This is a genomic window from Thermostichus sp. MS-CIW-34, from assembly GCF_054060435.1.
This window is the reverse complement of record NZ_JBSSDE010000020.1, coordinates 1-20,228: the sequence shown is the minus strand read 5'-3', so window position 1 is coordinate 20,228 and position 20,228 is coordinate 1. Positions and strand designations below refer to the sequence as shown.

17 protein-coding genes and 1 tRNA gene are annotated in these 20,228 nt (G+C 59.2%); 5 read left to right on the top strand and 13 right to left on the bottom strand.

Annotated features, from left to right (window positions below):
- Window positions 1-9: 9 nt before the first annotated feature.
- On the bottom strand, window positions 10-381 hold the full coding sequence (locus ACVWYY_RS08425) for a DUF760 domain-containing protein (protein ID WP_414330541.1): 372 nt from the start codon (window positions 379-381) through the stop codon (window positions 10-12).
- Window positions 382-567: 186 nt separating this feature from the next.
- Complete coding sequence (gyrA, locus tag ACVWYY_RS08420; protein WP_457440223.1) at window positions 568-3,096, bottom strand: DNA gyrase subunit A; 2,529 nt, start codon at window positions 3,094-3,096, stop codon at window positions 568-570.
- Window positions 3,097-3,519: 423 nt separating this feature from the next.
- On the opposite strand from gyrA, the gene ACVWYY_RS08415 reads away from it, so the two are divergent.
- The 3 genes from ACVWYY_RS08415 (at window position 3,520) to ACVWYY_RS08405 (ending at window position 6,492) form a co-directional block, all read left to right on the top strand.
- A complete protein-coding gene (locus tag ACVWYY_RS08415; protein WP_457440255.1) occupies window positions 3,520-3,786 on the top strand; it encodes a hypothetical protein in 267 nt (88 codons plus the stop codon).
- A 90-nt stretch (window positions 3,787-3,876) separates the two neighbouring features.
- Window positions 3,877-5,583 (top strand): SulP family inorganic anion transporter, encoded by a 1,707-nt coding sequence (locus ACVWYY_RS08410; RefSeq protein WP_457440221.1) that lies wholly within the window; start codon window positions 3,877-3,879, stop codon window positions 5,581-5,583.
- Between the two features lie 69 nt (window positions 5,584-5,652).
- Window positions 5,653-6,492 carry a DUF6671 family protein gene (locus tag ACVWYY_RS08405; protein WP_457440219.1) on the top strand — a complete coding sequence of 280 codons (840 nt, stop codon included), beginning with the start codon at window positions 5,653-5,655 and terminating at the stop codon, window positions 6,490-6,492.
- 132 nt (window positions 6,493-6,624) lie between these two features.
- Here ACVWYY_RS08405 and ACVWYY_RS08400 read toward each other — a convergent pair whose 3' ends face one another.
- The 8 genes from ACVWYY_RS08400 to groES all read right to left on the bottom strand — a co-directional run bounded on the left by ACVWYY_RS08400 (window position 6,625) and on the right by groES (window position 15,094).
- The gene (locus ACVWYY_RS08400) at window positions 6,625-8,208 is read right to left on the bottom strand and encodes an iron uptake porin (protein ID WP_457440217.1); all 1,584 of its coding nucleotides are present in this window, start codon (window positions 8,206-8,208) and stop codon (window positions 6,625-6,627) included.
- Between the two features lie 445 nt (window positions 8,209-8,653).
- Window positions 8,654-10,234 carry an iron uptake porin gene (locus ACVWYY_RS08395; RefSeq protein ID WP_457440215.1) on the bottom strand — a complete coding sequence of 527 codons (1,581 nt, stop codon included), beginning with the start codon at window positions 10,232-10,234 and terminating at the stop codon, window positions 8,654-8,656.
- Window positions 10,235-10,533: 299 nt separating this feature from the next.
- A tRNA-Val gene (locus ACVWYY_RS08390) sits at window positions 10,534-10,605 on the bottom strand.
- Between the two features lie 41 nt (window positions 10,606-10,646).
- Window positions 10,647-11,810 (bottom strand): GuaB3 family IMP dehydrogenase-related protein, encoded by a 1,164-nt coding sequence (locus ACVWYY_RS08385; protein ID WP_457440213.1) that lies wholly within the window; start codon window positions 11,808-11,810, stop codon window positions 10,647-10,649.
- Between the two features lie 114 nt (window positions 11,811-11,924).
- Window positions 11,925-12,719 carry a DUF429 domain-containing protein gene (locus ACVWYY_RS08380; RefSeq protein ID WP_457440211.1) on the bottom strand — a complete coding sequence of 265 codons (795 nt, stop codon included), beginning with the start codon at window positions 12,717-12,719 and terminating at the stop codon, window positions 11,925-11,927.
- A gap of 93 nt (window positions 12,720-12,812) precedes the next feature.
- Window positions 12,813-13,007 (bottom strand): hypothetical protein, encoded by a 195-nt coding sequence (locus ACVWYY_RS08375; RefSeq protein ID WP_414400084.1) that lies wholly within the window; start codon window positions 13,005-13,007, stop codon window positions 12,813-12,815.
- Window positions 13,008-13,057: 50 nt separating this feature from the next.
- Window positions 13,058-14,692: a chaperonin GroEL gene (gene groL / locus ACVWYY_RS08370; RefSeq protein ID WP_011433224.1), complete on the bottom strand. Its 1,635-nt coding sequence runs from the start codon at window positions 14,690-14,692 to the stop codon at window positions 13,058-13,060.
- Between the two features lie 90 nt (window positions 14,693-14,782).
- Entirely contained in the window at window positions 14,783-15,094 is a 312-nt protein-coding gene (gene groES / locus ACVWYY_RS08365; protein ID WP_011433225.1) for a co-chaperone GroES, read from the bottom strand.
- A 244-nt stretch (window positions 15,095-15,338) separates the two neighbouring features.
- Here groES and ACVWYY_RS08360 point away from each other — a divergent pair, with 244 nt between their 5' ends.
- Entirely contained in the window at window positions 15,339-16,151 is an 813-nt protein-coding gene (locus ACVWYY_RS08360; RefSeq protein ID WP_457440253.1) for a PhzF family phenazine biosynthesis protein, read from the top strand.
- Window positions 16,152-16,335: 184 nt separating this feature from the next.
- On the opposite strand, the gene ACVWYY_RS08355 is transcribed toward ACVWYY_RS08360, so the two are convergent.
- A complete protein-coding gene (locus tag ACVWYY_RS08355; protein WP_457440251.1) occupies window positions 16,336-17,319 on the bottom strand; it encodes an apocytochrome f in 984 nt (327 codons plus the stop codon).
- Between the two features lie 228 nt (window positions 17,320-17,547).
- Window positions 17,548-18,066, bottom strand: a complete 519-nt coding sequence (locus ACVWYY_RS08350) for a cytochrome b6-f complex iron-sulfur subunit (RefSeq protein ID WP_414351678.1) — start codon at window positions 18,064-18,066, stop codon at window positions 17,548-17,550.
- 183 nt (window positions 18,067-18,249) lie between these two features.
- Between ACVWYY_RS08350 and ACVWYY_RS08345 the strand changes: the two genes are divergently transcribed.
- On the top strand, window positions 18,250-18,567 hold the full coding sequence (locus ACVWYY_RS08345) for a DUF3067 family protein (protein ID WP_414421662.1): 318 nt from the start codon (window positions 18,250-18,252) through the stop codon (window positions 18,565-18,567).
- 123 nt (window positions 18,568-18,690) lie between these two features.
- On the opposite strand, the gene ACVWYY_RS08340 is transcribed toward ACVWYY_RS08345, so the two are convergent.
- The gene (locus tag ACVWYY_RS08340; protein WP_457402558.1) at window positions 18,691-20,031 is read right to left on the bottom strand and encodes a hypothetical protein; all 1,341 of its coding nucleotides are present in this window, start codon (window positions 20,029-20,031) and stop codon (window positions 18,691-18,693) included.
- Between the last annotated feature and the right edge of the window lie 197 nt (window positions 20,032-20,228).

The window sequence follows — 20,228 nt, the reverse complement described above, 5'->3', positions numbered from 1 at the left end:
ATTGCAAGCCTAGCCCTCCTCCTCTGCTGGCGAAGGCTGATCCGCGCTGGCAGGCTGGGAGGCACTGCCCAAAGATTGCTCCAGGGCTAGGCGCTGCTCCATGACCCGCAGGAAATAGCCGCCCATCATCGCGCCGGAGAGCATTTTGGCCAAGCTCTCGCGGTTGGTGATGATCTGAACCCCGAATTGATCGGAGGGCAAGCTCCCCACCAAGCTGCGGATGTTGTGGCCCAAGATCTCCAGCACTTCCGGAGAAGAATTGCGGGCAATATCCTGAAAGACACTGGGATCCTGAGACTGCAAGTATTGCCAGAGCCGGTTGTCGGGGCTCGGAGTTTGCAATGCCTCAAAACCAGGGATGAAGTTCAACGGGCTCGCCATGGAGTAACCAAGCTCCACAAACACAGCAGATGCCATCCCAACTGGGCTGCTCGGCCTGATCCCACAGGCCTTTGCCGTTCCCGGAATTTGGGCTATCCCAAAGGTAACACCCCATCCTCACCCTCTCCGGTACGGGATCCCACCCCTCTGCGGCGGCAAATGCCGTACCTAAGTAACGGCCGGGGATCAAGCGCTGGCTTCTGAGGTCTCCTCCTCGGCAACCAAGGCAGCGGGTACCACTGTAACTCCCACAATGCTGTCTTCCGGATCCAGGCGCTGCACCAGCACCCCGGTCGCCTCGCGGGACTGGGTGGGAATGGCCTTGGCCAACTGGCGCATGACAATGCCCCTGGCGGTTACCAACAGGATCTCGTCTTCGGCATTGACGATGCGCAGGGCCGCCAGCTCGTCCGACGCCTGGCGGAACTTGGTGGCGATCACCCCCTTGCCGCCGCGGTTTTGCTGGCGGAAATTGTCGATGGCCGAGCGCTTGCCCCGCCCTTCTTTGGTGATCACCAGCACCCAAGGGTTAGCCAGCTTCTCCCCCTCTCGCTCGGCAGCCATCACCGATTCGGCAGAGATAATATCCATGCTGACGATGTCATCGCCGGCGTTGAGGGTAATGGCCCGCACGCCCCGGGTGGCCCGTCCCAGAGGGCGCAGTTGCTCGTCATCCGCCCGGAAGCGAATGGACATGCCTTGGCGGGTTGCCATGACCACATCGTCGCTGGAGCGGGCGCGGCGTACCCAGCGCAGTTCGTCGTTTTCTTCCAGAGAGATGGCGATCAGGCCGTTGGAGCGCACATTGGCAAAGGCGCTGAGGGCCGTTTTTTTGATGTAGCCGCCGCGGGTGAGCATCACCAGATATTCGTCGTCGCTGAACTGGCTCACCGGCACCATGGACGTAACCCGCTCTTCCCGGGTGATCGGCAGCAACTGAACGATGGCGCTGCCGCGGGCGGCGCGGCTCCCCTGGGGGATCTGGTGGGCGGGCAGGGTATAGACTACGCCCCGATTGGTGAAAAAGAGGATGGTGTCGTGGCTGCGACAGGCAAAAAACTGTTCGATGGCATCGTCTTCTTTGATGCGGGCGCCGGCTTTGCCGCGGGTGGCTCGCCCCTGCACCTGGAACTCCTCAAGGCCCATGCGCTTGATATAGCCCTGCTCGGTTAGAAAGATAACCGTCTCCCGATTTTCGATCAGATCATCCGTTCCCAGCTCCCCATCCTCCAAACAGAGGCGGGAACGGCGCGGGCTGGCAAAGCGGGCTTTGAGCTGCTGCAGCTCTTCGCTGATGATCTGCATCACCCGTTCTCGGCGGGCCAGAATATCCCGCAGGTCGGCAATTTGCCTCACCAAGTCTTCGTGCTCGGCCTGGATTTTTTCCGCTTCCAGGGCGGTGAGGCGGCGCAGCTGCATCTGCAGGATCCCGTCGGCTTGGGCTTCACTCAGGCCCAACACCGCCTGCAATTCCTCTCGGGCTGTGGCGGTATCGGCGGCTCCCCGAATGAGGGCAATCACCCGATCCAACTGCCCCAAAGCCAAGAGATAGCCCTGCAGTAGGTGATCCCGCTCCTCGGCTTTTTGCAGCTCGTAGCGGGTGCGCCGCTCGATCACCTCTTCCCGAAAATCCAGAAAAGCCTGCAGCGCGTCCCGCAGGGTCAGGGTGCGCGGCTCGCCGTTGAGGATGGCCAGCATGTTGACCCCGAAGTTGGCCTGCAGGGGGGTTTGCTTGTAGAGGTTGTTGAGCACCACCTGCGGCTGGGCATCCCGCTTTAGCTCGATCACCACCCGCATGCCGCTGCGGTCGCTCTCGTCACGGATGTCGGCAATGCCTTCCAGTTTTTTCTCGTTGACCAGCTCGGCGATCTTCTCAATCATGGCTGCCTTGTTGGTCTGGTAGGGCAGTTCGGTGATAATGATGGCGTCCCGAACCGGTCGGCCCCGCTGCTCGATGGTTTCGACGGTGGCCACTCCGCGCAGGGTGATGGAGCCGCGCCCGGTGGTGTAGGCTTCGCGGATGCCCTCCTGGCCCATGATCAGCGCCCCGGTGGGGAAGTCGGGGGCCGGGATCCACTGCATCAACTCCAGGCTGGTCAGGTTGGGGTTGTGGATGAGGGCAATCAGGCCGTCCACCAATTCGCTCAAGTTGTGGGGCGGGATGTTGGTGGCCATGCCCACGGCGATGCCGGAAGAGCCGTTCAGGAGCAGCTGCGGGATCCGCGCCGGCAGCACCAGCGGCTCTTGCTGGGATCCGTCGTAGTTGCCGACAAAATCGACAGTGTTGGCGTCAATATCTTGGAGCAGGGCTTCTTGGGCAAAGGCAGTCAGCCGACACTCGGTATAGCGCATGGCTGCCGGCGGATCGTTGTCTACAGAGCCGAAGTTGCCGTGCCCATCCACCAGGCGCTCCCGCATGGAGAAATCCTGGGCCATGCGCACCAGCGCATCGTAAACCGCCTGATCCCCGTGGGGATGGTATTTCCCAATTACATCCCCCACGACGCGGGCACACTTGCGAAAGGGGCGATCCGCCGTCAGGCCCAACTCGTGCATAGCGTAGAGAATGCGGCGGTGCACCGGCTTCAGGCCATCCCGCGCATCTGGCAAAGCCCTCCCGACGATCACGCTCATGGCGTATTCCAGGTAGGACTGCGACATCTCCCGCTGCAGGTCGGTGGAGATGATGCGCGCCGTCGATTCGTTGTCGCTCATGGGGTTGGGTTATCCGTAAGGGATCCCAGTCGGCCTTGGCGCAGTGGGTTCATGGCAGTGGGTTCATGGAAGTTTATCGAGAAGCCAACCTTGGCCGTGGCAGAGTAAACTACCCGACCCTGACTGCTTCGCAGTACGGGGCGGGCTTTCGGTAGCCCTGCAGTTAGTAAACTAACCACGAGCCTCTGCGCTGGTTTACGGGCAGCCCCAATCGACCGTTACCAGTGCCCTAAACAGCCGTTTCTGGTGTCCGCAGAATTATTATAGCATTCCTCCCGACACTGACCCTACGGGTACAGTGCGGGGCTCCTGCGCTAGTAAGCTGAAGGTGATTGAATTGAGCAGAAAGCTTTTGTATTCCCAGTCTACCATTCGCCCTTTGTGAAGGCCGGCTGACTTCCAGTAGGAGAGGCTCGGTGGTTCATCGGCGGCCCTCTCTACAGCCTCATGGATCGAGATTTACAGGTGGGCCAAGCGGAGCTGATCATTACCCTGACCGGCATCGACGACACCTTTTCCCAAACCATCCATGCTCGCCACTCCTACTTGGCCGATGAGATTCTCTGGAGCCACCGATTTGCCGATATTCTCCACCTGGACAGCAATGGGCATCGCTATGTGGACTACTCTCACTTTCACACAACTCTACCGGCTCAAGCCCCATGCCCTCGCTTGGAGGGGAATCCTTGAGGGAAACTATAGAAGAAAATCTATTCTCTACCATGATCTCTATAGTAACGTTCAATGATAGGCTGCCCATAGCGTGGAGGGCTTTGGGGCATGCTGAGCCAAGCGAAAGAACAACAGTCCGGCAACAGGAGATTTCTGGATTGGCACCGACGTCTGAGCCTAGACAACTGGCGCGGGGATCTCTTCGGCGGGCTGACGACAGCGATTGTTTCCTTGCCGATGGCCTTGGCCTTTGGGGTGGCTTCGGGGGCAGGGCCGGTGGCGGGCTTGTACGGAGCAGTATGCGTGGGCTTTTTTGCGGCTCTGTTTGGGGGTACGCCCACGCTCATCTCCGAACCCACCGGGCCGATGACTGTGATGATGACGGCGGTGGTTGCTAATGTTACAGCCCGCTATCCGGAGCAGGGGCTGGGGCCGGCCTTCACCGTGGTGATGCTGGGGGGCTTATTTCAGATCCTGTTTGGATCCCTGAAACTGGGTAAATACATCACCCTCATGCCCTACAGCGTTATTTCCGGCTTTATGTCCGGGATCGGCTGGATCATGATTTTGCTGCAGATCCCGCCGCTATTGGGCCACGCCAGCCAGGGAGGAGTGATTGGGGCGGTGCAGAACCTACCGACCTACCTGCTCAACCTCAAGATACCAGAGCTGGGGTTGGGGCTGCTGACCCTTGCCATCCTTTTTGGCTATCCCAAGCCCTGGCGACGGGCGGTGCCGCCGCAGTTGGTGGCTTTGGTGCTGGGAACGCTGGTGGCCAGCTTGTTCATGGCCGATGCGGATCTACGGCGCATCGGCTCCATCCCCACTGGCTTGCCGCAAGTGCAATGGCCGCAGTTGCCCTTTTCCTCCCTGGCCAACTTGGTGCTGGATGGAGTGGTGCTGGGGATGCTGGGCTGCATCGATACCCTCTTGACGGCAGTCATTGCCGATAACCTCACCCGCACCCGCCACGACTCCGACCAAGAGCTGATCGGGCAGGGGATCGCCAATATTGTCTCTGGCTTCCTGGGGGGCTTACCGGGAGCCGGCGCCACCATGGGCACAGTGGTGAACATCCAGTCGGGCGGACGTACCCCTCTAGCCGGCATTACCCGAGCGTTAATCCTGCTGATGGTGGTGCTGTTTGCCGCTCCCCTCACGCAAGGGATCCCGATGGCGGTGCTGGCAGGGATCGCCTTTAAGGTGGGGGTGGATATCCTCGACTGGAGCTTCCTCAAGCGGGCCCACCGCCTTTCCCTCAAAGGGGCAGCCATCATGTACGGGGTGATGTTCATGACGGTGTTTGTGGATCTCATCGCTGCCGTGGGGGTGGGGGTGTTTGTGGCCAACTTGCTCACTATCCAACGCCTCAGCGAGATCCACTCCGAAGAGGTGAAAGCCATTACCGATGCCGATGATGCGGTGGATCTCACTCCCCGTGAGAGGGAATTGCTGCGCCAGGGATGCGGGCAGGTGTTGCTGTTTTACCTGAGCGGGCCGATGATCTTCGGGGTTTCCCAAGCCATTTCCCGCCAACATCAGGCGGTGGCCTCCTGCCAAGCGCTGGTGGTGGATCTATCAGATGTGCCGATGCTGGGAGTTTCGGCGACGCTATCCTTGGAAAATGCCATCCGCGAGGCCCTGGATCGGGGCAAACAGGTGTGGATTGTTGGGGCCAAGGGCCGGATCCGGCAGCGCCTAGAAAGCCTGCATCTGCCACTGTCCCCAGAGCGGTTTGTGGACAGCCGTGAGGTGGCCTTGGCCGAGGCTGTTGCCCAGTTGGGCTTGCCGCTCGAGGCCAGTCCCCTGGTTTGAGTAACCCCAATTGGCCTGAGCCACAAAGCTGCGGGATCCGTTTGCCAGATCTAGGTTAAGTCTGAGTCTATGCAATGGAAGGGTCGGGTCGCCTACTTGGCAACCCTGCATCGCAAAGAGCAGGTCATCGGCCCTCTCTTGGCCGAACATTTGGGGATCCAAGTTCAAGTAGTAGCTTTCGACACCGACCAACTGGGCACCTTCTCGCGGGAGCGGCCCCGACCGGGGGATCCCATCCACACTCTGCGCCTGAAGATTGCAAGGGCTTTGCAGGATCATCCTGAAGCTCTGGGCTTGGCCAGCGAGGGATCCTTTGGCCCCCACCCCCAGATCCCTTGGATCCCTTGGAATCAGGAGTGGGTCATGCTCAGGGTTTTTGAACCCGGCGCGGAGCCCTTGGAGCTGGTCGGCTATGCAGAGAGCACCCAAACCAATTTCAGCCATCGCTGGGTGCAGAGCTGGGCAGAAGCGCTGGACTTTGCCCAAAGGGCGGGTTTTCCCCAGCACGCCCTGATCGCCCTCGACCGGCCAGAAAAGCCCCAGGTTATCCACAAAGGAATCCAAGATGAAGAGACCCTGAAGCAGGTGGTGGGGGAGATGCTGACTCGGCAAGGGGGCCTTCATCTGGAAACCGACATGCGGGCCATGTGCAACCCAACCCGGCTCCAGGTTATCGCAGCCGCCACCCAAAACCTAATCGCCAAAGCCCAAAGCCTGTGCCCGGCCTGCGGCACTCCTGGCTACTGGCAGATCCGCTCGGTCTCTGGACTGCCCTGCGGCCAATGTGGCGCCCCCACCCCCGTGGCCAAGGCTTGGGTATATGGCTGTGCTCGCTGTTCCCACACCCACACCGAGCCTGTGGCAGAGCCCTGGGCGGATCCCGCTCAGTGTGCCTTTTGTAATCCCTAGCTTTGTCCCAAGCTTGACGTCAAGCCCAGGCTTTCATCCCCCCAGAGGGGCTGATGTAAGAAAATAGGGATCCAACCCAGTGGATCCCTACTTAACTTAACGACTTGAATGTCAGCGTAAGGACTCTGGGAACTAGAAAGCAAACACAGCCCGCAAGACACCCACGCCGATGGTTGGATCGGTATCCCCAGACTTGCTAGGCCCACCATTGGGATTGCTCACAAAGTAGGCTGCCGGGGTAAGGGTGAGGTACTCGTTCACCGGGAAGCTGTAGTAAACATCCACGATGAAAGGACGGCTGTCAAAAACTCCCTCCTCGGTGCTGACAATCGGTTGGCCAAACACCACACCGCCCTGAGCACCCTCAATGAAGAGATCCGGGAAAGCAAAGCCAAACAGGAACCCGTTGAAATCTTCATCACCCGGATCAATGGTGCCAGCCGGTACCACGTTGGGCAAGTTGTAATCCACATTGCCAGCAGTAAACCAGCCGGATACGGTAATTCGAGGGCTAAGCTCCCAGTTGGCTGCCACCGAGAAAGCATTGACACGGGCAGAAACATCTACCATCGTCCTCCGCAGAGGGCCACGGAAAAGGGCTGTACCGTTGGCCAAGAACTCAGGGCCATCGTTTGCCTTCTGCAGATAGGTACTGGCAAACTGCAGGTAGATCTCCAGGTTTTCGTTCGGCAGGAAGCCCAGCTCCACCGCGTGGGCACTGTCGCTACCGGTTATACCGCTGTCGCCGAAGCCGTTGCCCAAGGCTTGAGCGTTCCTGGTGCTGTAGCTGTAGGCCAAGCGTAGTTGATCCGAGAGTCGGTAGCGGAAGCCAAACAGAGCTCCACCTGGCACGTCCGCCGTGGAGTTGGGAGCATCAGCAAAGTCGGAGAGAGCTTCGAAGGGTGTGCTGTAGTTGAATACATCGAACACACCTGAGCCAACGATACCCGTGTAGATGGTAGCTGCTCGGTTGAAAGCTGGGAATTGGTAGATCAGCTTGGCCAGGGTGAAAGTGCCGCCGCCACGGCCGCCAAACTCAAGGCCGGGATCCCCATCAAAGAACTCAGTCACAGCATCGCGAGCTTGGAGACGAATGCGCAGGCGATCGCGACCCACAAAAGAAGCATCGAAGTTCAAGCGTACCCGATAGGGAAGAGTCATGTTGGCTTGGTTTTGCTCTGCTACTACCTTCCCATCAACAACTCTGTCTTCCGTGAGAGCGCTGCCTACAACAGCGGCGATGACTTGGGCATTCAACTTGGTAACCGGGTTGAAGACCTTCCCTTTCAAATCAGTAACATCGGCTTCCAGGGCATCCACCCGCCCGCGCAGGGCTGCCAGCTCAGCAGCAAATTCCTCTTGCAAGCGCTGCAGAGTGGCCAAGTCTTCCTTGGAGACTTTGTCGGCCAAACCGGCTGCAATCAACTCATTGATGCGATCCAAGCAGGCGTTCATACCGGCGGCAAACTCAAAGCGAGTCATAGCCCGGTTGCCGCGGAAGGTGCGGTCGGGGTAGCCGGCAATACAACCGTAGCGCTCCACCAAGGATTGCAGGGCTTGGAAGGCCCAGTCAGTGGGCTGCACATCCGAAAGCTCAGAGATGGAGGTGACCGGCCCGGTAGCTTGGGCATAAGCCACTCCAGGGGTCAGGATCGCTGCTGCACCCAGAGTGCCGGCCAGCAGCGTTTTCCAGTAGTTCGCGTGTTTCACGGGCATGTTTCTCTCCTTGTTCTTTTCCTCACACCTTTTTGGCTGTAGGGATGTCTTCTAGAGGTAACCAATTGCCTAACTCAAGAACAAGTCTGGCAACTGCGGACTTCGGTGAAGACATGATGTGGAGATTATGATACAGCCGAAGTCCACATCCTCTTGCTGTCCGGTCTGCCCTACAGTTAATGCGGTGTCCCCACATCTGTGGCCAAGACATGGGTATCTGTTCCCGCCATTCTCACACCTACACCGAGCCTGTGGCAAAGACCTGGGCAGATCTCACGCAGTGCGCTTTTTGTAGCCCATGGCCTCGTCTTAAGCTCAACCTCAAGCTCTTCAATGCCAGCATCCTTATCCCCACAGAGGAGTTGATTATTCTTATTCAATGAAGGGATCCAACCCAGTGGATCCCTACTTAGCAACTTGGATGTCAGCGCAGGGATTTTAAGAACTAGAAAGTAAACACAGCTCGCAAAGCCCCCACGCCAATGGTTGGGTCGTTGTCTCCGGGTCTGCCGCCATTGGGGTTGCTCACAAAGTAGGCAGCAGGCGTTAGAGTAATGTACTCGTTGACCGGGAAGCTGTAGTAGACGTCCACAACGAAGGGGCGAGTATCCCACACTCCGTCGTTGTCTGTGGTCACGATTGGCTGCCCAAATACAATCCCGCCTTTGGCACCCTCCACAAAGAGGTCAGGGAAAACAAAGCCAAAGAGGAAACCATTAAAGTCTTCCTCACCCGGATCCACAGTACCAGCCGGTACCACATTGGGCAGGTTGTAATCCACATTGCCAGCCGTAAACCAGCCAGACAAGGTAATGCGAGGGCTGATCTCCCAGTTGGCTGCGAACGTAAAAGCATTCACCCGTGCAGAGACATCTACCCGAGTTCTTCTTACCGGTCCACGGAAGAGACTTTTACCCGTGGCCAGGAAGGTGGGGCCGTCGTTCGCCTGCTGCAGGTAGGTGGAAGCAAACTGAAGGTAAAACTCCAAGCCCTTGGTTGGCAAGAAGCCCAGCTCGACGGTGTGAGCGCTATCATCACCTGTCAAGCCACTGTCGCCAAAGCCTCTCCCCAAGGCTTGCCCTCTTCTGGTGCTGTAGGCGTAGGCTAAACGAAACTGGTCGCTCAAACGGTAGCGAAAACCAAATAGGGTTCCGCTGGGCACATCTGCCGTAGAGTTGGGAGCATCGGCAAAGTCCGACAGGGCATTAAAGGGCGTGCTGTACTGCAGAACGCCCCCCACTCCCGTACCCGTAATGCCCGTGTAGATAGTAGCAGCGCGGTCGAAAGCAGGGAATTGATAAACCAGCTGGGCAAGGGTGAAGGTACCACCCGCACCCCCCTGGAAGCCAACGCCTGGGTCACCCTCAAAGAAGGTGGTTACCGCATCGCGAGCTTGGAGACGAATGCGCAGGCGATCGCGACCCACAAAAGAAGCATCGAAGTTCAAGCGTACCCGATAGGGAAGAGTCATGTTCGCCTGATTTTGCTCGGCTACCACTCTTCCTTGTACGACCCGGTCTTCTGTAAGAGCGCTGCCGAGAATTGCGGTAATGACCTGAGCGTTAAGCTTGGTAACTGGGTTGAAGATCTTCCCTTTCAGATCGTTAATCTCAGCCTCTGCCGCATCCACCCGCCCGCGCAGGGCTGCCAGCTCAGCAGCAAATTCCTCTTGCAAGCGCTGCAGAGTGGCCAAGTCTTCCTTGGAGACTTTGTCGGCCAAACCGGCTGCAATCAACTCATTGATGCGATCCAAGCAGGCGTTCATACCGGCGGCAAACTCAAAGCGGGTCATGGCCCGGTTGCCGCGGAAGGTGCGGTCGGGGTAGCCGGCAATACAGCCGTAGCGCTCCACCAAGGATTGCAGCGCTTGGAAGGCCCAGTCGGTGGGCTGCACATCCGAAAGCTCAGAGATGGAGGTGACCGGCCCGGTAGCTTGGGCATAAGCCACTCCAGGGGTCAGGATCGCTGCTGCACCCAGAGTGCCGGCCAGCAGCGTTTTCCAGTAGTTCGCGTGTTTCGCGGGCATGTTTCTCTCCTTGTTCTTTTCCTCACACCTTTTTGGCTGTAGAAGTGTCCTCATGGAAGCGACAAACTGCCTACCTCAATAACGAGCCTGGCAATTGGGGACTCTGGGAAGACATAATACAGCCGAAGTCCACATCGTCTACCACTTTACACACTTTCTGGGCAAGACTCAATGCAAGACCCAACTGCGGTAGATGATCGAGGCTCGATATCCACTACTCTACCTCAGGGATCCGGCTCTGGCTAGCGGGTGTATCTCAAACTGAGACAGAGCTCTCAAGCTGCAAGCTCCGGTGGGGATGGGCGGTACCGGACTCGAACCAGTGACATCCTGCTTGTAAGGCAGGCGCTCTACCGCTGAGCTAACCGCCCCCGAGGGATCCCAGTCCACCGAGTTTAGCATTCCCAAAGGACTATTTCCCCATACCCAAGCTCTGCGCCTTCTGGTACACCTTGCCCTCGGTCAGGAGGGAGGGGGCGATGCAGATCTCCACCTGCTGCATTTCTCGGAGATTGGCAGCCCCCAGGGTGGCCATGCTGGTGCGCAGGGCGCCCCAGAGGTTGTGGGTGCCGTCGTCCAGGCGGGCGGGGCCGCGCAAGATTTCTTCTAGGGTGCCGGTGGATCCCACGCGGATGCGGGTGCCGCGGGGCAAGATGGGGCTGGGGGTGGCCATGCCCCAATGAAAGCCGCGACCGGGGGCTTCATGGGCGCGGGCCAAGGGGGATCCGATCATCACTGCGTCCGCTCCACAGGCGATGGCCTTGCAAATGTCGCCACCGGTCACCAATCCCCCATCGGCAATCACAGGGACATAGGTGCCGGTTTCCGCCAAAAACTGCTCCCGTGCAGCGGCACAGTCGGCAATCGCTGTAGCCTGTGGTACCCCCACCCCCAACACGCCTCGGGAGGTACAGGCAGCGCCAGGGCCGATCCCCACCAAGACACCGGCAGCTCCGGCCTGCATCAGCTCCAGAGCGACATCGTAGGTAACGCAGTTGCCCACCACAACAGGAATGGGCATCGACCGGCAAAATTGGGCCAGATCCAGCAGTTCCATGCCTTCGGGAACCTTGTGGTGCACCGAAACCACCGTGGCCTGGACGAAAAACAGATCCCCCCCGGCTTCCGCCACCAGGGGGCCGTATTGGGCGGCGTGGGCGGGCACGCAGCTAGCGGCGGCAATGGCGCCAGCAGCTTTGATCTGGCGGATGCGCTCTTGAATCAGATCCGGCTTTACAGGTTCGCTGTAGAGGCGCTGCATCAGAGGCACAAACTCGTCTTTGCCCACCGACGCGATCTGAGCCAAAACCTCATCGGGATCGGCGTAGCGGGTTTGGATGCCATCCAGGTTCAGCACCCCGAAGGCCCCCAGCTCCGAGAGCAAAATGGCCATTCGCACATCCACCACGCCGTCCATAGCGCTGGCGATGATGGGGATTTGCCGTTGGATCCCTCCCAGAGTGAAGTGGGTGTCCACCAGGCTGGGATCCAGCGTTCGCCTGCCCGGAGCCAGAGCGATCTCATCCAGCCCATAAGCGCGTCTCGCCTGCCGATTGCGGCCCAGTTGCACGTCCATTGTTCCCCTGTTCTGCGGATCCTTGTTCTTATCATGCCGCCAAGGGGGGATCCAAGGCCAGCGAGAGTCTTGTTCTTCTGGTTGGGATTTCCACCTGCGATCCCGGAGCGGGTCTCAATCAGCCTCAGAGGTTCGAGGGGGCAAGGGCGTGAAAATGTGCCCTTCTTGCAGGTTGCCGAAACTGCGGCAGCGCTCGGATCCCCAGCGGAACCCGTAGAGGGCGATGTAAGCACACATCAAGGCATCCACTTGATCTTCGTAGTTTTTGAGCCGACGGCCCTTGAGGGATCCCACCTCCACTTGGAGCAGCTCTTCGTGATCCTGGAGAGCCGGGTCAGCGGCAGCCAGAGAGCGCAGATGATGCTGGTAAAGTTGCCAAGCTTGTTGCCGTTCTGGCCAGGTGCGTCGGGGGCGGGCCTTGTATTTCAGGGTGCGGCTGAGGCCGAAGAGACTGACCAAGGCGCTGTGGGGGAAGACCTCGGTCACTTGGCGGGTAAGTTTTCCTCGCTCGATGCTGGCCTGCTCCCGAAAGCCATAACTGGCTAGGGCTTGCACCAAGGCTTCCCCTCTCACCTGGCCGTTTTTTTCTAGAAGCCGGCGGTTGGCCGGGTGGGCCCCGGCTGCATAGGCGCGAAACACCCGGTTCAGTTCGGCCTCGGCCCGTCGCTGTCCGCTGAGGTTGGGGACGCGCAGGGGGGCATCCACCGCCACCAAGCAGGGATCTTCGCCCGCCTGAGCTTGAATGTAGTCCAGGATCTCCTCATCCGTTTGGAGAATGCGGCTATCGACCAGATGGCCTGTCAAGTTTTGCCTGCCGGGATCCCCGAGCTGGACTCGCAGCGTGGCCAGACCGGAAGGGTTGCGGGTTGACCAGGCCAGATCCAGGCCAATGCAGATCAACTGAGCCACACCGCCTTCCCCTTCTCTTCAAGTTGGACAGAATCAGAGTCGTTATCAAAAAACCAGTTTGAGGCAGTTCCCGATTGCATGGCTCCGGCGCCCTCACCCCCAGCCCCTCTCCCAAAGGTAGAGGGGGATCAACGTCACAGACAGTTGCGCTGCTGTTGCATGGGTATTGGGAATGATCCCGCCAGCTCGCCTGTCTTGATAAAAAATAAAAATCCATAAAAAAGGGATCCCACCAGGGGATCCCGAAAGATTCATCCAAGATGCCTGGCCAGGAAGCGAAGTGCCCATGGGCTCTTCGGTGAGCCTCAGGGATCCGCCTCCCTGTGGCAATCAACAGATCAGTAGTCGTAGTCACTCATGCCGCTGCCGCTGCTTGCCGGCGTGTTGGTTTTGGGCTCGGGCTTGTCCACCACGATTGCTTCGGTGGTCAGCACCATCCCCGCAATGGAAGCGGCGTTTTGCAGGGCGGAACGGGTAACCTTGGCCGGGTCTACAATGCCCGCTTCGAACATATCCACGAAGGCGTCGTTCTGGGCATCGTAGCCGGTGTTGAAGGGCTTGTCTTTCACCCGCTCCAGCACAATGGAGCCGTTTTGGCCGGCGTTCTCAGCAATGCGGCGCAGCGGAGCGCCCAGAGCGCGGGCGACCAGGTTGGCCCCCACCAGTTCATCGCCGGACAGATTGGCTTGCGCCCACTCAGTCACCACCGGGATCAGGTGTGCCAAGGTGGTGCCGCCGCCGGGAACGATCCCTTCTTCTACCGCCGCTTTGGTGGCGTTGATGGCATCTTCCAGGCGCAACTTGCGGTCTTTCATCTCGGTTTCGGTGGCCGCGCCCACTTTGATCACCGCTACACCGCCGGAGAGTTTGGCCAAGCGCTCTTGCAGTTTTTCTTTGTCGTAGGTGGAGTCGGTTTCCTCAATTTGGCGACGAATTTGCTCGCAACGGGCTTTCACAGCCGCTTCGTTGCCTTCCGCCACGATGGTGGTGTTGTCCTTGGTCACCGTGACGCGACGGGCAGTGCCGAAGGAATCGAGGCGAGCGTTCTCCAGCTTCAGGCCGCGCTCTTCGCTGATTACCTCACCACCGGTCAGGATGGCGATGTCTTCCAGCATGGCCTTGCGGCGATCCCCAAAGCCAGGCGCTTTCACCGCCACCACGCTCAGCACACCCCGCAGCTTGTTCACCACCAGGGTGGCCAGCGCTTCTTTCTCAATGTCTTCGGCGATAATCAGCAGGGGACGACCGGCGCGAGCCACTTGCTCCAAAACCGGTACCAGGTCTTGAACCAGGGTGATCTTCTTGTCGGTGATGAGGATGTAGGGGTTTTCCAGAACCGCCTCCATCCGCTCGGTATCGGTGACGAAGTAAGGGGAGATGTAGCCCTTGTCGAAGCGCATCCCTTCCGTCACTTCCAGCTCGGTGGTCATGGACTTGCCTTCTTCCAGGGAGATCACCCCTTCGCGGCCCACCTTGTCCATGGCCTCGGCAATCATGCGGCCCACCTCTTCATCGTTACCGGCGGAAATGGCCGCCACCTGGGCAATGGCTTTGGAATCTTCCACCGGGCGGGCATGCTCGGCGATTTTGTCTACCAAAAACTTCACCGCCTTGTCGATCCCTCGCTTTAGGGCAATCGGGTTGGCGCCGGCAGCCACGTTTTTCAGACCTTCCTTCACCATGGCGTGGGCCAAGACCGTGGCCGTGGTGGTGCCATCTCCAGCCGTGTCGTTGGTTTTGGAAGCCGCCTGACGGATCAAGGAAACGCCGGTGTTCTCAATGTGGTCTTCCAGCTCGATTTCTTTGGCAATGGTTACCCCGTCGTTGATGATTTGGGGGGCGCCAAACTTCTTCTCCAGCACGACGTTGCGCCCTTTGGGACCCAGGGTAACGGCTACGGCTTCTGCCAAAATATCCATGCCGTGCTCTAGAGCGCGGCGGGCTTCTTCACTGAAGATGATTGATTTGGCCATAGTCAACCTCTCCGATGCAAATGCAGGTAAGGGTGAAACAGAGTCTTAAGGATTCAATCGTTCGTTGAACTGCTGCTGAATCACTGACCATTACTGAACAATGGCGAGAATGTCCCGCTCCGCCAACAGCACATATTCATCGCTGCCCAGCTTGACTTCGGTTCCGGCATACTTGGAGTAGAGCACTTTGTCGCCGGCTTTCAGTTCCATCGGGATCAGCTTGCCCTCGTCGTTGCGCTTGCCAGGGCCAACAGCAACCACTTCCCCCACCTGGGGCTTTTCCTTGGCAGTGTCCGGCAAGAAGATCCCACCTGCGGTTTTCTCGTCCTGCTGAGCGATTTTGACCAGCACGCGGTCGCCCAGCGGCTTCAGGGTAGAGACGTTAAGAGCTACTGCAGCCATGACGAATGTCCTCCGTGATCCTAAAGCACGAAGCTGAAGTTTTCATTTCCATTAGTTCCACTTCCCCGAAGGGAAGCGACTTAGCACTCTCGACTTACGAGTGCTAGTTTATCAGCCAACTTTCTGGCCTGACAATAGCCTCTGTCGGTGGGATCCCGCTTTTGGCGGGTACGGTCGGGGTGCGGATCCCCCTACTTTTGGTGCCGGTGTGGGATCATGGCCTGAGTTGGGCTGGGTTGAGAACGTGCGGATCCCGTTTTTTCAGGTGGATGCATTTACGGCGGTGCCTTTCGGCGGCAATCCGGCAGCGGTGTGTCTGCTGCCCCAGGAGTTGCCGCAGGCGCTGATGCAAGCCATTGCGGCGGAGAACAATGTATCGGAGACGGCTTTTTTACTTCCCCAGGGATCCCAGGGCGAGGTTCCCCACTATGGGCTGCGCTGGTTTACGCCGACGACGGAGGTGGATCTCTGTGGCCACGCCACCTTGGCTGGTGCCCATGTGCTGTTCACCGAGGTGCATCCTGAGGCGGAGAGGGTAGCCTTTTCCACCCGCAGTGGCCTGTTGCAGGTGCGGCGGCAAGGGGATCGCCTGGCCATGGATTTTCCTGCTCAAACTCCGGAACCTTGGCCAGAAGCCAAGGAGCAGGTGGCAGCGGCTTTGGGGATCCCACCTGTGGAGCTGTACCGCGGGGGTATGGGGGTGGCGGTGCTGGCTTCGGCGGGACAGGTGCAGCAGGTGCAACCGGATCTGGCCCAGGTTCAAGCACTCCCCGTTCCGGGGTTGATCGTCACAGCCTCTGGGGCGGCTCTGGGGAATGGGCCGGATTTTGTCTGCCGCGTTTTTGCCCCTCGGCTGGGGATCCCGGAAGATCCAGTGACGGGATCCGCCCAGTGTCTTTTGATGCCCTATTGGGCCAAACGCCTGGGCCGACTTGATTTGAAGGCTCACCAGCTCTCGGCCCGCGGGGGCGAGCTGTGGTGCCGAGATCGAGGATCACGGGTGGAGATTGCTGGGCAAGCGGTGCTGGTGATCAGAGGAGAGCTGAGGCTGCCTTAGAACCGTTGTCGACTAGGGTGCTAGCGGCAGGGAACAAGGCCTCCGGCCCGCTAGGGCGAGCAGTTGAAATAGATGGTAATAAAAACCACGACTGCTATCAGCCCTACACCACGACTGCTATCAGCCCTACAGAACAAAAAACACCTCGGATACCTCCGAGGTGCAGGCCAGGAAAGAGCTTGAGCTAGCCGAGGATTTCGGCGGCTTGAATGAGCTCCACCTGCTTTTTCTTCAGCACCAACAGCACCTGGGTAATGGTAATGGCTGCCAGGAAGGCCACCAGCCATTTCACCCGATCCGGGCTTTGCAGCACCAGATCCCGCTCCACCTGGCCAAAGCCGCCCACATTGGGATTGTTGGTGACGGGATCCCCTTCTTTGACGCTGTCGCCAACGGCAACCACCAGTTCCGGCCCAGGCGGCACCACCAGGTTTTGGATCCCACTTTCGCTCTCGAAGCTGAGAACTCTCGTGCCCGGCAGCTCGTATTCCGGGGGCACCAGGCTGGCCAATTCAGCCGGCAGATCGCTGATATCGGAGTTGAGGGTGGCGATGTTGACCAGACGCCCGGTGGCCGGAGCGCGGAAAACGTTGTTGTTGCTGAGGCTGCCGTCGGGGTTAAGCTGACCGCGACCCCGGTTGGCCCCAATGTAAACGCGATACTTCATGAAGGCCACCGAGGGATCCTCTTTCGGGTCAGGGGCCACCACTGGAAAGACGATTTCTTGATGCTGCTCGCCCGGCAAAGGCCCGACCAGGAGGATGTTGGGCTTCGCGTCGCTGTAGGGGGTGATGTAGGTCTCGGCAGTTTCTTGCCGTTGTTCCTCGGTCATCTCGGCTTCGGTGGCTAAACGGAAGCCCTCCGGCAAGACCACCACCGCGCCCACATTCAACCCACCCTTGCTGCCGTCTGCCAGCACCTGCTGCTTGCTTAGGTCATAAGGGATCCCAACTTTGATGGTGAACACCTGGCCGGGGGTGACGGCCTGGGGCACCTCGGCGCGAGTGGGCATGGCGTTCAGGTGGCAGTTGGCACAGACAATTTTTCCAGTCGCCTCGCGGGGGTTGTCGTAGGCCATCTGGGCATAGTAGGGGTAGGCTGCCGCCGGACGTGCCCCCATCCCCAGCAACAGCAGCAGCCCACAGAAGGCCAAGCAGATTCGCTTCATAACTCTCAGCTCAGAATGAATTTCCATCACAGGTTTAGGACACAGTCTTGGAACAGCCATCTCGACAATTTGCCCCAAATCGTTCGGCAAAAGCCGGCACAGCCAGGATCCTTACCTCACCATCCTTCTAGATCAGGGAGATCAGGGGCCGGTCAACAGTTGGACTGGAAAGGTGCTCCGCACCGCTGACGCAATTGCCTGGGCAGAACCGGCGGGATCCCTTGCCCTTTAGGTCTCCCGGAAATCAGGGCCTTGCCAGGGGCTGAAGCGAACGTTGTCGCCATCCACAGTGGCGCTCACCAGCTCCAGCGAGCGGGGAGCCGGTCCCCGGATCACCTTGCCATTGGCCGCATACTGGGATCCGTGGCAAGGGCACTTAAACAAGTTTTCCCCCACATTCCAGGGCACCACGCAACCGAGGTGGGTACAAACCGCGTTGAGGCCATAGTTGGCCACCGCCCCGTTGTCGATCACGATGTAGGTGGGATCCCCCTTCAAACCTTGGGCCAGCACCCGATCCGTAGCGGCATGGGTGGCCAACAGCTCACTGACACTGATGGGCTTGCCGAGAGCGTCCTGAGCTATGAGGCCCTCACCCCCTCCACCGGAAGAGGGCGGGATAAAGTACTTCACCACCGGGTAGAGGGCGCCCACCACCACGACTCCCACAGAGCCGCTGAGCAGGGCATTGAGAAGAACCCGCCGGCTCATGGGGGGCGCTTCAAAGTTGCTAACCGCTTCCGTCATAATGGCAAATGCAGACCTGAGAAGTTTTAACGTTCGTTGACAAGCGACATCATCCTAACCGACCCCTCTGGCCAATATCGTTAAGAAATGCAACGCTGTAAGAGGCCGTGGCCTTCCTTCCCAAGGTGAGCGGCCCACCCAGCGCGATTGGAGCCAGATCCAAGCCAGCCTCAGACAAGTCTGATGAAGGGATCCGACTTTCAAGCTTTGTTGCGCGAGAAGTGGGGCTGTTCCTACGACGTACAGTTGCGCCGTATCCAGCAGAAGGTGGTGCTGCTGGTGATGTGGCGCTACCTGGAGCAGCCCTCCTTTCCCTTGAGCGAGGCGGAGTATCTGGCCCACTTGGAGAACGTGCTGGCCCATTTGCAGGCTTGGGGGGTGTGGGAAGCGGTGCGTCGGGAAATCGAAGCCACCCGTCAGAGACCTCGTATGGGCAAGGCGGTGGCCATTCCTCTGGATTTGCAGAAGGTGGGGGAGCGGGTCTCCGAGTGGTTGCTGTGAGTTCTCCGGGGGAGAAAAAAGTCCAAGCAAACCCAAGCGCCGGATTCTCCGGCTGGGCAAGAAACTCGAATGGGTCTCAGCTCAAACGGCAGACCGGGAGTTTGCCCAACGGCCATGACCTCTCTAGAGGGGACGCGGCTTGCGCACTTGTTCGGTTTCGGGGCGATCCTGCTGAGCTTTGGATTCCAAAAGTTGGCGGAATGCCGGCTCGTCCAGACGGTAGTCCCGCTGCTCGATCAAATCCCGGTCGGTTGAGTAAATGGTGTCCGACTCTGGCACAACTTCTTGACGGCGGAAGCGGCGGGCAAAGTTGAGTTTGCGCAGCAGCGCCTCTGTGGGATGCTGCAGATGCTCTCGCCAAAGCTGCCGGACACGATTGCGACGCTCCACTCCCTGGTTGCGGATTTGCAAGGTCAACCACCGAACGGCGGGCACCGCCAAAAACAGCGTGCCGTAGAGGAAGAGGAAGCCGATCAACGGGTAGATGAAGGCCAAAAAAGCATTGCTGCCGGCTGCCGCTGCCACCTCCTCCCGTGCCCCATAGAGAATGGCGGCCAGAAAGAAATTGAGAACTCCCAAGCCTCCTGCCAGGGTCAGTTGACCAGGCGTGGCCCGGCTGAACACCCAAGGTTTCTCCTGCAACACCTCAGGGATCCCCTTGGGCTTGCGCTCTGAGGCGGCCACCTGCAGCTCTGGGAAGCGGTAGACAATGTCCCCATCCTCGCTGACCTCCGGCTGGCCGTCGAACTTGAGCAAAATGGGCAGCATGTAATCTTCGTATTCCAAGGCCGGGGATCCCGGCTCCACATCCAGGTAGGGCAACACCTGTTCCGCTGCGATCACCCCCCCATTGGCACGAATCAGTTGGCCAATGAGGGCATAGCGCTCCTCCTCCAGGTTGGCATTGGGATCCCCGTCCCCAAAGAGGAAGCTGTACACCGCTTCCAGGAAGTTCAGCTCGGATTTTTGCGGCTGGCGGGGGCGCGTCCGACCGGAGTAGCTGCCATAGTAGGGATAGGGATCCCAGAAGGGGTTGCCGATCCAAAGGTTGGGGAAGTAATAAAACCCTATCCCCCGCGACCGGCTGCGATTGTCCTGCTCGCGGCTGCTGGCCATTTGCAAGGCAATCAACGCTAGGACAATCAAGACAATTGACACCACCAGCAGAATGCCAAAGGAGATGCGCAACCCATAGAGGAAGCCCCCCCACAACCGGCGACGCAGGGCTGCTAGCCGATCCTGCTGCTCCTTGCGCTTGAGAATGCTGCGAAAATCCGGTGGAAAAACGTAGGTAATCTCCCCCTGCCGGGAAACCTGGAGATGCCCCTCCGCCTTTTGGGCCAAATTCAGCAGCTCTTGTTTGGCCTCGTGTAGAGCCAAGCCCGTGCTGGATGCAATATCTCCCAGCGTGACCCGCAGGCCCAACTGCTCCACTGCATCCATCACCAATGTTTGTGTAGCCACTCTTAACCTCCGCTTTCTGCCCCAATTGCCGAGGAGCCTGTCGGGATCCCTGGACGCAGATCCGCTCCCCTGAGCTAGACCTAGCGTCTCCTCTATTCCCAGTATCTGATACATTCACGCTGAACTCTCCTGAACATGGTTCAGGAAAGAAGCGATCGCATCCTGCCTATCTCTGTTCGCGTCAGCGGGACGGAGTC